This window comes from Flavobacterium succinicans (genome assembly GCF_001662485.1).
Classification (GTDB): Bacteria; Bacteroidota; Bacteroidia; order Flavobacteriales; family Flavobacteriaceae; genus Flavobacterium; species Flavobacterium succinicans_A.
Map to the genome: position 1 here is coordinate 41,480 of NZ_JMTM01000053.1, position 12,961 is coordinate 54,440.

Here is a 12,961-nt window from a genome sequence, read left to right on the forward strand (position 1 = left end):
TTATCACCATAAAAAGTCATGTCTAAAAAAGACAGAATTTAATAGGCAATAAAAAGAACTACTTACTTCTAATTACTAAACGATACTACTTAACTTTTTTTAAAAATCAGCGTCGAATGAAATCTTCTGCGCGTCACTATCTGTGTTCATTACGCCCGCTTTCTGATATTCTGCTACTTTTTTCTCAAAGAAATTGGTTTTTCCTTGTAATGAAATCATGTCCATGAAATCAAAAGGATTAGTGGTATTATATTCTCTTTCGCAACCCAACTCAACCAACAAACGGTCGGTTACGAATTCTAAATATTGAGTCATTAACCCTGCATTCATTCCAATCAAACTAACCGGAAGTGATTCAGTGATAAACTCTCTTTCAATATTTAAAGCGTCAACTAAAATTTCTCTAATTCGCTCTTTTGGAACTTTATTAATCAGATGATGATTATGCAAGTGTACTGCAAAATCACAATGAACACCTTCATCACGAGAAATCAACTCATTAGAAAATGTCAATCCTGGCATTAAGCCGCGTTTTTTTAACCAAAAAATAGAACAAAAACTTCCTGAAAAGAAAATTCCTTCAACCGCTGCAAAGGCAATTAATCGCTCTGCAAATGAATCGGATTCAATCCATTTTAACGCCCAATCAGCTTTTTTCTTGATGGCAGGAAATACTTCAATAGCGGTAAACAACTCGTTTTTCTCTGATTCATCTTTTACATAAGTATCAATCAATAAAGAGTAGGTTTCACTATGAATGTTTTCCATCATAATTTGAAAACCATAGAAAAATTTAGCTTCTGCATATTGCACTTCGTTTACAAAGTTTTCAGCTAAATTTTCATTTACAATCCCGTCTGAAGCAGCAAAAAAAGCTAAAATATGCTTGATGAAATACTTTTCATCTTCACTTAGCTTATTATTCCAATCATTTAAGTCTTGAGATAAATCAATTTCTTCTGCAGTCCAAAAACTGGCTTCCATTTTCTTATACCATTCCCAAATATCATGATGCTTGATAGGAAAAATCACGAAACGATTTTTATTTTCTTGTAAAATTGGTTCTAATTGTGACATTTTTATTGTTTCTTTTTTTTGATTTTTAAAGAGAAATTTAATCCATCTGGGGATTACAAAGATTGTGAAATATTGCGTGTATTAAAAGTCAAACTTATTCACAATCGACTCTAGTTTTTAACAAAGGGGTATTTTCGAAATTGTAAATTATTATTTTTTAACTCACTGATTTACAGTTTTTTGAATTTTAAAAAACCGAATGAAGTGCCGTAAAATATAGGATTTTAAAACTCCTATGCAAGCAAAAAAAGATATTTTTTGGATTTATTTTTTTAGATCATTTGCTACTTTTTCGAGCTCCATATACCAATCCTCTCCGAACCTTCTAATAAGGGCTTCCTTAACAAATTTATATACCGGAACCTCTAATTCTTTTCCTAAAGAACAAGCATCGTCGCAAATATCCCATTTGTCGTAATTGACGGCAGCAAAATCACTAAAATCTTTTACTCTAATAGGATACAAATGACAGGATACTGGTTTTTTCCAGTCGATTATTCCTTGGTTGTAGGCTTGCTCGATGCCGCAAAGCGCTGTGGCTCCATCAAAAATAACATACGCACAATCTTTATTGTCGATTAATGGCGTTTCTAAATCCCCATCTGTTCCTTTTAGCCAAGTTCCTTGCGATTCTATAGCCTCTATACCTTGTTTGCGCAAAAAAGGTTTTACTTTAGGATAGATGGCTTCAAGGATTTTAGTTTCCTCAAGACTCAAAGGTGCACCAGCATCTCCGTCAACACAACAAGCTCCTTTGCAAGCAGATAAATTACATACAAATTCTTTTTCGAGTATATCTTCGGATACGATAGTTTTTCCTAATTGAAACATGAGTGTGCTTGTTTTTTTTATTTTTGAGGCAAAGTTAATGAAACTCACGGAGTCTACTGTTTTTTAATCCTTCTTTAACTATTAAGCTACTTTAATAAATAAAAATAGCTTTGATAAAACGATTATCAACAACTGCCAAATTACAAGTAAAGCAAAGAATGGAAGCTTATTTTTTGATAAAAATTATTAAAAAATTACTATTTATTGCGACAAACTACTAAAAATCTATACAATGTTTTACCTTTGTCCTCAAAAAAAGTATGTTAGAATTCAACTTAAGAGAAGTCGCTACTGTAGGAATGGTACTATTTGCCGTGATTGATATTGTCGGTTCTATTCCAATCATCATTAACCTTAGAGCCAAACATGGACATATTGAATCTGAAAAAGCCTCTCTTGTTGCTGGCTTAATCATGATCGTATTTCTTTTTATAGGAGAAGAATTTTTAAGTTTAATCGGAATTGATGTGCATTCTTTTGCTGTTGCAGGTTCGTTTGTGCTTTTCTTTTTGGCACTCGAAATGATTCTTGGCATTCACTTGTACCGAGACGAAGAAGCAAATTCTGCCTCCATAGTACCTATTGCTTTTCCTTTAATTGCAGGAGCAGGAACCATGACTACTTTATTATCCCTTCGTTCTCAATTTCATACCATCAACATTATTATCGGCATTATTCTAAATATTGTATTGGTTTATTTTGTTTTGAAATCTTCTGGTAAAATCGAAAAAATGTTGGGCAAAAACGGGCTTGGAGTCGTTCGTAAAACGTTTGGAGTTGTCCTTTTGGCTATAGCTGTTAAATTATTTGCAGCTAATGTTAAAGGTTTGTTTGTCTAAAGTAAAATTTTATAAATTTACTGCCTCGAATACTTTTAATCACCCCATGTTGACCACAAAATATTGGAGGATTAAATCATAATTTAATGAATCCCATGAAGATCTTTACTACTGTTTTAATTTTTTTAGCTGTTGCTTTAATCGTTTTTAATATTACCCTATTGGACTTCTCAGAGCCTTTCAAAGGTAATAGCGGAGTAGCACTTATTGGTGTTGGAGCCTCTTTTTGTGCTATTTTAATTCTTCTGATTTTTAGAATTTCTAAAAAAATTGAAGAAAAAATGAACGACAACATCTAAATGTTTGATGTTTTAATTATCGGCGGAGGTGTTTCGGGAGTTTCTTGCGCCTTAGTTTTAGGTTCTGCCCAGAGCAAATCTTTTGTTTCAAACAAAAAAATTGGAATTATTACCCATCAAAAAACCTCTTCGCTACAAGAAGCCTTATTCAATAATACCTACGGAATTCCTGCTGGTACATTAGGGAGTGATTTGTTAAAACAGAGCCTCTCACAATTAGGCACTTCCTATCCTCACATCATTCAAATTCCCGAAGAAAAAGTATTTAAAATCGAGGACGACTACCCTGTTTTTAAGGTTGTTACAAACAAAAACACCTATACCACCAAAAACATTATTATTGGTATCGGATCAGCCAACACATTTGCCATTGAAGGCTTGATGCAGTTTGTAGAACCTCACCAAAAAGCATTACCAGAAAAACAACGCATACAATTGCGAAATATAGACCACAAAGTAGCGGAAGGGATTTATGTAATAGGCACATTAGCAGGCTGGAGAAGTCAACTAGCCATTGCAGCTGGAAGTGGCGCAGCAGTTGCAACAGACATTCTTACTTTATGGAATAATGGCGTGCAAACGCATGCACATGATAGCATTCGTTAATTTCATTTTTTAGTCAAGACTTTTTTGACCATTTCATCTTGTTTCAAGACAATTTGATAAAAATAATCTTCGCCGTATAATTGTCTGGCAAATTCCGCTTTGATGTATTGATTTACCGCTATTTTACTTTTTTCTAATGGAAGTAACAAACCATTTCTTTTAAGGTAATCTTGAAAGAGGTCAAAATACTTCTCAGCATTGTATTGCATTTGAAATTCTTGGAAAGTTAATCCCTTAAACGCTTTTCGATCTTGGTCCAAGACTTCAAAAACAAAATGTCCAACCACTCCAGATTGTTCTAATATTGCTGCATTTTCTTCTTCCTTTTCGGTACTTATTGGCACAAAAACATCAGGAACGATTCCGCCACCGCCATAGACTAATTTGCCTTTTTTGGTTTTAAATTTCAACGTATCGGCAACTTTAATGCTGTCTTTGTGATACAATTCGCCATTCAAATAACGGTGTTCCGATTCTTTAAAATAATCGGCATTGCCTTTAGCATAAGGCTTTTGTATCGAACGCCCTGAAGGAGTATAATATCGAGCTACGGTCAAACGCACGGCTGAACCGTCTTTAAAATCCATTTCGCGTTGCACTAACCCTTTACCAAAAGAACGACGGCCAACTATGGTTCCGCGATCGTTGTCTTGTATCGCTCCAGCCAAAATTTCGCTTGCGGAAGCACTATTTTCGTTGATTAAAACGAATAATCTGCCCGATTCAAAATTTCCTTTTTCGGTAGCGAAGGTTTTTTCTATCGTACCGCTTTTACTTTTCGTAAAAACAATCAAGTCGTTATCTTTCAAAAAATGATCGGCTATTGCTATGGCTTCTTCCATGTAACCTCCGCCATTGTCACGCAAATCCAAGACCAGAATTTGTGCGCCTTGCTTTTTCAATTGTGCCAATCCTGCATTAAATTCTTCTAAAGTAGTTTCGGCAAAACGGTTAATTTTGATGTAACCCACCGTAGGATTCAACATCAAAGCCACGTCAACACTTTTTAGCGGAATGATGGCTCTTTTTATTTTGAATTTGAGTTTTTGGTGTGTGGTTTTTCGGTAAACCGTCACTTCAATATCAGAGCCCACTGTTCCTTTTAGCTTTGCAAAAAGGCTGTCACTGGGCAAATGACGCCCGAATAATTTGGTTTTTCCAGCATATAGTAATCGGTCACCGGCTTGTATTCCTGCTTTTGCCGAAGGGCCATTCGCAACAGGTTTTATGACGGCAACGGTATCTTTGTACATGTAAAAATTGATTCCAATCCCTACAAAATCTCCTTTCATACTCTCAGCAACCTGAGTTTGTACGCTTGGCGGAATATAAACAGAATGAGGATCTAACTTGGCCAAAATATTATCTACGGTCATATTCACAATAGAATCCGTATTGACATCGTCTACATACTCGTTATTGATGAAATCAATCAAAGAATTCAACTTTGATTTAGAAGAATTTGAAGCTACTAAACCAGGATTTTTCGAAATATTTAACCATCCGCCAATACCCACGCCGAGTGCTAAAGTAGCACTCAAAAGTATGGGCAAATATTTGTTTTCGAATTTCATTTAGTCGTCTAAATTGGGAATATGTATGACCTCAACGCCTGCTTTTATTAAAAATTGTATTCCAGAATCATCACGATATCCGTTTTGGTACACGACTCTTTTGATTCCAGATTGGTGAATCAACTTACTGCATTCTTTGCAGGGAGAAAGTGTGATGTACAAGGTGGCTCCTTCGCAAGATTGTGTGGATCGCGCTACTTTGAGAATGGCATTGGCTTCGGCATGTAATACATCCCAACGTGTTAATCCTTCGTCGTCTTCGCAACAATTATCAAATCCTGAAGGCGTTCCATTGTAACCATCCGAGATAATCATCCGGTCTTTTACAATAATAGCTCCTACTTGCTTGCGTTTGCAATACGACAACAAACTCCATTCTCTGGCGATTCGCAAGTAGGCTTTGTCGTATTTATTTAATTTTATTTCGTTCATTATTATCGTAACCAAAATTCACTTTCAACAATCATTGGAAGCACTACACCGATTATGAAAGAAGACATAACCAAAGTCCAATCTCTTTTGGAGAATCTAAATACTGTTTGTACAATATATGACAACACCAAAACTACAAAAACTACTGCAATCTGCGCCGCTTCTATTCCTAAAGCGAACTCGCATAACGGTAATAATTTTGAGTTGGCCGTTCCGCCTAATATAGTTTTGAAATAGTTAGAAAATCCTAAACCGTGAATGATTCCAAAGAACAAAGTGATAAAAAACACCAGATTAATACTCTCTTTTTTACTGGACTTTCCAGCAGTAAACAAATTAAACAATGCGGTAATCAAAATCGTAATAGGAATCAGCAATTCGACTACATTTACTTTTATAGCTACAATACCATAAACCGAAAGAAATAATGCCATGGTGTGGCCTAGTGTGAACACAGTAACCAATAACAAAATGCGTTTCCAATCGTTAAACGAATAAGGAACTGCTAAGGCGATTAAAAATAAAACATGATCATAAGCATGAATATCTAAAACGTGGCGTAAACCGATTTGAAAATAAATCCAAAATTCTGACATAGGGAAATAACTATTTTTGATTAAGGGTTTGTAAACTTACGATAATTTTTGAAAAGGAAGAGCTTGAAAATTGTAATCCATTGATAAAAAAATGGATTATTTCTAGAACACTTTCTTACTTTTTTGAATATTTTCGTACCTTTATTTCAAACACAAAAAAAACAACTATTATGTCAATTTCAGATTTATTTGATAACGAATTCAAACAACGCAACAAAGGTCATTTTTCAGCTATTGTTCGTGTAGCTTTAGCAGATGGAAATACAACGCCCGAAGAGCAAGCTTTTTTGGACAAACTGGCTTCTCGTTTGGAAATCTCGACCGAGGAATACCACGAAATTTTGAAAAATCCCTTGAACTACGATATTAATCCGCCGTATTTGTATACGGAACGTTTAGAAAGATTATATGACTTGGGTCGTATGGTTCACGTAGATCATCATTTGGGTGATGCACAAGAACAATTATTGGTGCGTTTTGGTTTGGCGCTAGGCTTTACACCTGGAAATGTAGGGTATATTATCAACAAAGCTTTGACACTCCTTGACAAAAAAGTAGACTTAGACACCTTTGTTTTTGAAATGAAGAATATGAATAAATAGTAATTAGTGATTAGTAATTAGTGACTAGTGATTAGTAGCTAGTTCTTAGTCGTTAGTGAAAAATATTTTAAAACAGAAAACCGGTGCTTTTTTACAGCTACCGGTTTTTTTTGAGTGGTACGACAAATTCTGTTTTTTAATAGGGTACCAATTGTCGCAATTTTTTGTGTATTAGTCTTTAATTGCCTCCAACTTTAGTTGGAGGGATAAGATTTGCTAGATTTTATCGGCTTTAGCCAAAAATATTGAATTTTGGCTAAAGCCAATTTACATTTATTCCTTTATCTCCAGCTAAAGCTGGAGCCAATTCAAAAATTATTATAACATAAAACAAAATCTCCAGCTAAAGCTGGAGCCAATTCAAAATTTATCCTAATTGATAACCCTAGCTAAAGCTGAAGCCTATTTAAAAAAAGAACGCATTTTTTATGTTTACAAAGAAGCGCATTGCTGTTCTTTTAGCCCTGATCGCAGCGGCATCCTTTTGGGGCGGGGTTCGCCCCAAAAGATATAGCGGAGAGCAGGAACCCTTGTTTGCTGAAAATGCCTACTGTTTCGCTCCTATTTATTTTTTGCTTTTGCCATAAATTCTTCGGCTTTTACGACCATATTGTAGCTGCCACAAAAGAATGGCACGCGTTGGTGCAACTCTGTAGGCTGGATTTCCATGATGCGACCAAAACCATCCGAGGCTTTGGCGCCAGCTTGCTCAGCAAGGAAAGCCATAGGATTGCATTCGTAAAGCAAACGCAATTTTCCGTTGGGTGCTTTGGAGCTGGTAGGGTACAAATAAATTCCGCCTTTGATCATGTTACGATGGAAATCGGACACCAAACTTCCGATGTAGCGTGAGGTATACGGGCGATCGCCTTCTTCGAGCTGGCAATATTTGATATAATCTTTGACTCCTTGTGGGAAATGCACGTAATTCCCTTCGTTGATGGAGTAAATTTTTCCATCAGGAGCGTATTTCATGTTGGGATGCGACAAGTAAAATGTTCCAATAGCAGGATTCAAAGTAAAGCCGTTCACGCCATGCCCTGTAGTGTACACTAACATGGTGGAGGTGCCGTAAATTACATAACCTGCTGCTACTTGATTGATGCCTGGTTGCAAGAAATCCTCGATGGTTACTGGAGTTCCAATGGGTGTAACACGACGATACACTGAGAAAATAGTTCCTACCGACACGTTTACATCAATATTTGAAGAGCCATCAAGCGGATCCATTAATACAACGTACTTGTTGTTGTGACTGCTGTCTGAGCCTTCGACGGTGATGAAATCGTCGTTTTCTTCGGAGGCGATACCGCAGACAATCTCTCTGTTGATAAGGGTTTGAATGAATACTTCGTTGGCATAGACGTCTAATTTTTGTTGGTCTTCACCTTGAATATTTTGTTCTCCAGCTGCTCCAACAATATCGACTAAACCGGCTTTGTTTACCTTATAATTTACTACTTTGGCCGCCAAACGAATGGAGTTAATGATTCGGGATAATTCACCCGAGGAATACTGAAATTGATTTTGTTTTTCGATGATAAATTCACCTAAGGTTTTGTTGCGTTCTTCCATTACGAAATCGTTGTAGTTAATTTGAAGTCACAAATATCGTTTTTTTTGTGAAAATGAATTGATAATTATTTAGATAGTTTAGCACTATTGTATCTTTGCAATAAAAATGACAAAAAAAATGTGTTTTTATCTGTTTTTTCGGTCAATTTAGAATCTAAATATCAAATATTATGATAATACGAAAAGGAACTTCAGTAGATATGAAAGGTGTTTTGGCACTTATTAAGGAACTTGCTGCATTTGAAAAAGAACCTGAAGCTGTTGTAATTACCGAGGTGGATTTGATCAGAGACGGTTTTGGCGAAAATCCTTTATTTTCAGTCTTTGTCGCCGAAAAAGAGCAAGAGATTGTTGGGATTGCTTTGTATTATTATCGCTATTCTACTTGGAAAGGGAAAACCATTCATTTAGAAGATTTGGTGGTCAAAGAAAGTATGCGTGGGACTGGTCTTGGCTCTGCCTTGTACTCGGCCATAATTGAACAAGGTAAAATCGATGGTGTGAGAAGAATCGAATGGAATGTTTTGGATTGGAACAAGCCTGCTATCGCTTTCTATGAGAATTCCGGAGCCAAAGTTTTGTACGATTGGAGCGTGGTACAAATGGATCAAAACGGAATTGAAGCATTTTTAGAAAAAAGTAAATAACATTAAAGCAACTCTTGCTGCTCAAATACACAAAAGCAAGAGATTGTTTTACAATTATAAGTTGATATAATGAGAGTATTTAAATTTGGAGGCGCATCGGTAAAAGATGCCGAGGGCATAAAAAACGTACACCACGTACTAAAAACTGTAGGTTACGACGAAGTATTGTTGGTCGTTTCGGCTATGGGTAAAACCACCAATGCTTTGGAAGAAGTTATCAAGAACTATTTTGATAAATCTCCCGAGTTGAATTCTTCGGTTCAAGAAGTAAAAAAGTACCATAACCAAATTGTTTTGGATTTGTTCGAAGACGAAAATCATCCCGTTTTTAGCGCGGTTAATTTGCTTTTTGCTGAATTAGAATATTTTTTAGCACATAACAAATCACCGAATTACAACTTTGTTTACGACCAAGTGGTGAGCTTTGGGGAATTGATTTCGACCACTATTTTGAGTTATTTCATGAATTTCATGGATATCGAAACCCAATGGATAGATGTTCGTAATTTGATTAAAACAAATGCTAATTATCGTGATGCCGAAGTAGATTGGGAGCAAACCAAAAAGAACATTACCAAAACCATTAAATCAAAAAGCCTAAATATCACCCAAGGATTTTTAGGATCGGATGAAAATAACTTTACGACCACTTTAGGAAGAGAAGGATCGGATTATACGGCGGCTATTTTTGCCTATTGCTTGAATGCTGAAAGCGTAACAATTTGGAAAGACGTTCCAGGAGTGATGAATGCCGACCCAAGGTATTTTGAAAATGCAAGTTTGTTGAACCAAATTTCGTATCGTGAAGCGATTGAATTAGCCTTTTACGGCGCCACGGTAATTCACCCCAAAACCTTACAACCTTTGCAAAAAAAGGAAATTCCTTTGTATGTTAAATCCTTTATAAATCCTTTATTGAAAGGAACTTCAGTTTCGAAAGGAGCCGATTTAGAACCTCAATTGCCTTGCTTTATTGTGAAGCGCAACCAGTTGATGATTTCGCTTTCGTCTATTGATTTTTCATTTATTATGGAGGAAAATATTAGTGAAATCTTTGCTTTGTTCCATCAATACAAAATCAAAGTGAACTTGATTCAAAACTCAGCGATTAGTTTCTCAGTTTGCGTAGAAGATAAATTTGGCAATTTCGGGGAATTGAATGCTAAATTATCAAAGAAATTCAAAGTTGAGTTTAACGAAGATGTGACCTTGTACACCATTCGCCATTTTAACGACCAAGCCGCTAAATTGGTAGAAGAAAATAAGATTGTACTACTCAAACAAGTCAGTCGTGAAACGATGCAAATCATCACCAAAGAGACTTTATAAAAACGAAAAAGACCATTTTGAAATTATTTTAAAATGGTCTTTTTTTATTGAAAAACTGCAGTTGATGGATTACAAATGAAGTTGTAATAACTTTTCAATATCTGGACTTGAAGGTCTAGGGGCGTCTTTGTGAAGTATTTTACCATCTTTTCCAAACAAAACATAACGAGGTATAGAATAAATCTTAATCTCTTTCATTAATTGGTCTTCTTCTGATTTTGTAAGCAAAAAACTATTGTCTTTGTTCAAAATCTTGGGATACTGAAGCATTGCTTTTTCCCAAGCTGCTGCACTTTGATCAGTAGAAACAAAGACAAACGCTACTGCTGGAAACTTATCCATCAAAGCTTTTTCAGCAGGGAATTCTGCTCTACACGGCTTACACCACGATGCCCAAAAATCGACCAAAACCAATTGCCCTTTGTACTTATCAATTTTACTTTGCAACACAAATGGCTTGTTCTTAGGTTGTAAATCTAAATTGATAGCATCAAGATATTCTTGGTCTTTACAATACTTTCTAAATAAATCAATAGAGGGTTGATCTAGTTTAGTTATCGATTTTGGATCATTTAAAAAAAAATCCAAATTCTTAAACAAGAAATAATCTTTGACTTTTTGACTTTGAAATGTGGTGGTAACAAATGTTAGTTTATTTAATAAGGTAGGTGTATTTCCTGATTTAACCAAAGACTTTTTAATATACATTTCTAATAATGAACGATATTCATCCACAACAAAAAGGGAATCTGCTCCTTTAAAACTCTCTTCTATTGCTAAAATTGTAGCTGGAGCAACAGTTGCTTTTTCAAGTTCATTCGTTTTAATCAAAGACCAATACATTGTTTTAAAATAACTGTAAAATTCTTTAGAAATATTTCCAGATTTAAAATTACTTTCTAAGAATTCTTGTTCTTTTTGATACGTTGGGTCAAAATTTTTCAACACCTTATGTATGGAACGAATTCTTTTTAGTTCATTATAATCAGAGAAACTTTCTGCAACTCCATACTTTTCAAAACTCTCATTCAAATACTGCGATTCGGTTGCTCGGTACTTGTTGGTTTTACAAGAATATTCGATCAACCCTTTTTTATTAAAATCAAATTCTATCACTTCATTAGGCAAGGCAAAAATGGGTGTTGCTTTTTTGTAATGCGTACATTTAATCACTGCAGGCTGATTGAGCTTGAACACCAATTCTCGTTCTCCAGGACTGAAACCTCTGGGGCCAATCAAAAATTTTTCGGAGCAACCAATAAATGCAATACCATCGTCATTATCGCCAATAAATTTTAAAACGATGTTTTGAGAAAAACATAGGGAAGTAAGAAACAACAAGCAGAGCGTAATTTTAAATACTTTCATAAATTTAGGTTGGGTTGGTTAACTGTAAATTTCAACGTAGAATACTACAATTTATTGTCGCGAAAGAAAGCATAAACTTACTAATTAAAAATTTAACTCCTCAAAATCTTCTCCATAGCTTTTCCTTTGGCTAGTTCATCGACCAATTTATCTAAATAGCGAATTTTCTGCATCAAAGGATGTTCGATGTCTTCAACGCGATAACCGCAAATTACTCCAGTAATTTGGCTAGCGTTTGGGTGCAATTGAGGTGCTTGGGCAAAAAAAGTTTCAAAATCTACTTTCGTTTCCATTTGATGCTGCAAGGCTTGTGATGTATACCCTGTTAGCCAACAAATAATGATATCAAGTTCTTCTTGGGTGCGATTTTTTTTGAGGACTTTGGCTAAATAATGCGGATAAACACTGGCAAAAGTCATGGCAAAAACGCGTTCATAATTTTTAGGATGTGCCATAGTATTATATTTTATGCAACAGAAAAAAAGTCAAATTAGTCATACAATGCAGCAGGATTCCCCAAACAAAACCTTGTTTCAATCTCAAATTAGTAGCAAAATAACCAATCAACATTTGTGGAAGAACAAAGAATGGGTAAATCAATAGTAAAGAAAAATATAACTTTTCTAAATTACCAATATGCACTAACCCAAATGCTAGTATTGAAACTATTGTTATACTTCTTCGGATTCGAATTGAAAAAGTGATGCTGTCTATGACAAAAAAATACAGCACTACAACAACCGAAAGCGAAATTCCAACCTTTACCCAAGTAGAAAGCAAAAACAAGGCTTCACTAGTAAACCGAATTCCTAATGCCAACAGCAACATAAAAAATACACTCAGGCAAATTTCCTTTTTATTGAAATTCAAAAAAAGACGAAATGTAATTTCTTCTATAATTGGACCAATTACAACAACATACCAAAAAGAATAAGTAGCAATCCTGACTCCTGACTTTTGTACAGACTCTATTATGGACGGAAAACCCAAAATAGTTGTAACAAAATAGTCTAATGGTTGGAGCAACAATAAAACAATTAGTAGGATTGCTAAATACATATACCAATAAGACAACAAAAGGTTTTTGATTTTTGACTTCCAATCGTAAGGCTGGTGAATTTCTTGAGATGGGCTAAAAACAGTAAATAAATTGAAAAACATAAAATGGTTTTGAGTATAGAATTAC

At 35.1% G+C, this 12,961-nt stretch carries 15 protein-coding genes; 6 read left to right on the forward strand and 9 right to left on the reverse strand.

Annotated features, from left to right (window positions below; all coding sequences use genetic code 11):
• Positions 1–99: 99 nt before the first annotated feature.
• Together FLB_RS09110 and FLB_RS09115 are read right to left on the reverse strand one after the other, a co-directional pair.
• Positions 100–1,077: a ribonucleotide-diphosphate reductase subunit beta gene (locus tag FLB_RS09110; protein WP_064715651.1), complete on the reverse strand. Its 978-nt coding sequence runs from the start codon at positions 1,075–1,077 to the stop codon at positions 100–102.
• Positions 1,078–1,341: 264 nt separating this feature from the next.
• Positions 1,342–1,908, reverse strand: coding sequence for a DUF3109 family protein (locus FLB_RS09115; protein WP_064715652.1), 567 nt, complete (start codon positions 1,906–1,908; stop codon positions 1,342–1,344).
• Between the two features lie 260 nt (positions 1,909–2,168).
• Between FLB_RS09115 and FLB_RS09120 the strand changes: the two genes are divergently transcribed.
• The 3 genes from FLB_RS09120 (at position 2,169) to FLB_RS09130 (ending at position 3,652) form a co-directional block, all read left to right on the forward strand.
• The gene (locus FLB_RS09120) at positions 2,169–2,747 is read left to right on the forward strand and encodes a MarC family protein (RefSeq protein ID WP_064715653.1); all 579 of its coding nucleotides are present in this window, start codon (positions 2,169–2,171) and stop codon (positions 2,745–2,747) included.
• Between the two features lie 95 nt (positions 2,748–2,842).
• A complete protein-coding gene (locus tag FLB_RS09125) occupies positions 2,843–3,046 on the forward strand; it encodes a hypothetical protein (protein WP_064715860.1) in 204 nt (67 codons plus the stop codon).
• Positions 3,047–3,652: an FAD-dependent oxidoreductase gene (locus FLB_RS09130; RefSeq protein WP_064715654.1), complete on the forward strand. Its 606-nt coding sequence runs from the start codon at positions 3,047–3,049 to the stop codon at positions 3,650–3,652.
• Between the two features lie 2 nt (positions 3,653–3,654).
• On the opposite strand, the gene FLB_RS09135 is transcribed toward FLB_RS09130, so the two are convergent.
• The 3 genes from FLB_RS09135 to FLB_RS09145 are packed head-to-tail and all read right to left on the reverse strand — an operon-like array spanning position 3,655 to position 6,254.
• A complete protein-coding gene (locus FLB_RS09135; protein ID WP_064715655.1) occupies positions 3,655–5,226 on the reverse strand; it encodes a S41 family peptidase in 1,572 nt (523 codons plus the stop codon).
• Complete coding sequence (locus FLB_RS09140) at positions 5,227–5,658, reverse strand: deoxycytidylate deaminase (RefSeq protein WP_064715656.1); 432 nt, start codon at positions 5,656–5,658, stop codon at positions 5,227–5,229.
• A 2-nt stretch (positions 5,659–5,660) separates the two neighbouring features.
• Entirely contained in the window at positions 5,661–6,254 is a 594-nt protein-coding gene (locus FLB_RS09145) for a HupE/UreJ family protein (protein WP_064715657.1), read from the reverse strand.
• 170 nt (positions 6,255–6,424) lie between these two features.
• On the opposite strand from FLB_RS09145, the gene FLB_RS09150 reads away from it, so the two are divergent.
• A complete protein-coding gene (locus FLB_RS09150; RefSeq protein WP_064715861.1) occupies positions 6,425–6,856 on the forward strand; it encodes a TerB family tellurite resistance protein in 432 nt (143 codons plus the stop codon).
• 561 nt (positions 6,857–7,417) lie between these two features.
• On the opposite strand, the gene fbp is transcribed toward FLB_RS09150, so the two are convergent.
• Positions 7,418–8,431 (reverse strand): class 1 fructose-bisphosphatase, encoded by a 1,014-nt coding sequence (gene fbp / locus FLB_RS09155; RefSeq protein WP_064715658.1) that lies wholly within the window; start codon positions 8,429–8,431, stop codon positions 7,418–7,420.
• 170 nt (positions 8,432–8,601) lie between these two features.
• Here fbp and FLB_RS09160 point away from each other — a divergent pair, with 170 nt between their 5' ends.
• Together FLB_RS09160 and FLB_RS09165 are read left to right on the forward strand one after the other, a co-directional pair.
• Positions 8,602–9,078, forward strand: coding sequence for a GNAT family N-acetyltransferase (locus tag FLB_RS09160; RefSeq protein WP_064715659.1), 477 nt, complete (start codon positions 8,602–8,604; stop codon positions 9,076–9,078).
• A 69-nt stretch (positions 9,079–9,147) separates the two neighbouring features.
• A complete protein-coding gene (locus FLB_RS09165) occupies positions 9,148–10,407 on the forward strand; it encodes an aspartate kinase (RefSeq protein ID WP_064715660.1) in 1,260 nt (419 codons plus the stop codon).
• A gap of 69 nt (positions 10,408–10,476) precedes the next feature.
• Here the strand turns inward: FLB_RS09165 and FLB_RS09170 are convergent, their stop codons facing one another.
• The 3 genes from FLB_RS09170 to FLB_RS09180 form a co-directional block, all read right to left on the reverse strand.
• Complete coding sequence (locus tag FLB_RS09170) at positions 10,477–11,775, reverse strand: TlpA family protein disulfide reductase (protein WP_064715661.1); 1,299 nt, start codon at positions 11,773–11,775, stop codon at positions 10,477–10,479.
• 92 nt (positions 11,776–11,867) lie between these two features.
• Positions 11,868–12,230 (reverse strand): DUF2200 domain-containing protein, encoded by a 363-nt coding sequence (locus tag FLB_RS09175; protein WP_064715662.1) that lies wholly within the window; start codon positions 12,228–12,230, stop codon positions 11,868–11,870.
• Between the two features lie 4 nt (positions 12,231–12,234).
• Complete coding sequence (locus FLB_RS09180; RefSeq protein WP_064715663.1) at positions 12,235–12,936, reverse strand: CPBP family glutamic-type intramembrane protease; 702 nt, start codon at positions 12,934–12,936, stop codon at positions 12,235–12,237.
• Positions 12,937–12,961: the final 25 nt, after the last annotated feature.

Coding starts and splice junctions, on each gene's coding strand:
- FLB_RS09110 (WP_064715651.1), bottom strand. CDS start 1,077: ATGTCACAATTAGAACCAATTTTACAAGAAAATAAAAATCGTTTCGTG.
- FLB_RS09115 (WP_064715652.1), bottom strand. CDS start 1,908: ATGTTTCAATTAGGAAAAACTATCGTATCCGAAGATATACTCGAAAAA.
- FLB_RS09120 (WP_064715653.1), top strand. CDS start 2,169: ATGTTAGAATTCAACTTAAGAGAAGTCGCTACTGTAGGAATGGTACTA.
- FLB_RS09125 (WP_064715860.1), top strand. CDS start 2,843: ATGAAGATCTTTACTACTGTTTTAATTTTTTTAGCTGTTGCTTTAATC.
- FLB_RS09130 (WP_064715654.1), top strand. CDS start 3,047: ATGTTTGATGTTTTAATTATCGGCGGAGGTGTTTCGGGAGTTTCTTGC.
- FLB_RS09135 (WP_064715655.1), bottom strand. CDS start 5,226: ATGAAATTCGAAAACAAATATTTGCCCATACTTTTGAGTGCTACTTTA.
- FLB_RS09140 (WP_064715656.1), bottom strand. CDS start 5,658: ATGAACGAAATAAAATTAAATAAATACGACAAAGCCTACTTGCGAATC.
- FLB_RS09145 (WP_064715657.1), bottom strand. CDS start 6,254: ATGTCAGAATTTTGGATTTATTTTCAAATCGGTTTACGCCACGTTTTA.
- FLB_RS09150 (WP_064715861.1), top strand. CDS start 6,425: ATGTCAATTTCAGATTTATTTGATAACGAATTCAAACAACGCAACAAA.
- fbp (WP_064715658.1), bottom strand. CDS start 8,431: ATGGAAGAACGCAACAAAACCTTAGGTGAATTTATCATCGAAAAACAA.
- FLB_RS09160 (WP_064715659.1), top strand. CDS start 8,602: ATGATAATACGAAAAGGAACTTCAGTAGATATGAAAGGTGTTTTGGCA.
- FLB_RS09165 (WP_064715660.1), top strand. CDS start 9,148: ATGAGAGTATTTAAATTTGGAGGCGCATCGGTAAAAGATGCCGAGGGC.
- FLB_RS09170 (WP_064715661.1), bottom strand. CDS start 11,775: ATGAAAGTATTTAAAATTACGCTCTGCTTGTTGTTTCTTACTTCCCTA.
- FLB_RS09175 (WP_064715662.1), bottom strand. CDS start 12,230: ATGGCACATCCTAAAAATTATGAACGCGTTTTTGCCATGACTTTTGCC.
- FLB_RS09180 (WP_064715663.1), bottom strand. CDS start 12,936: ATGTTTTTCAATTTATTTACTGTTTTTAGCCCATCTCAAGAAATTCAC.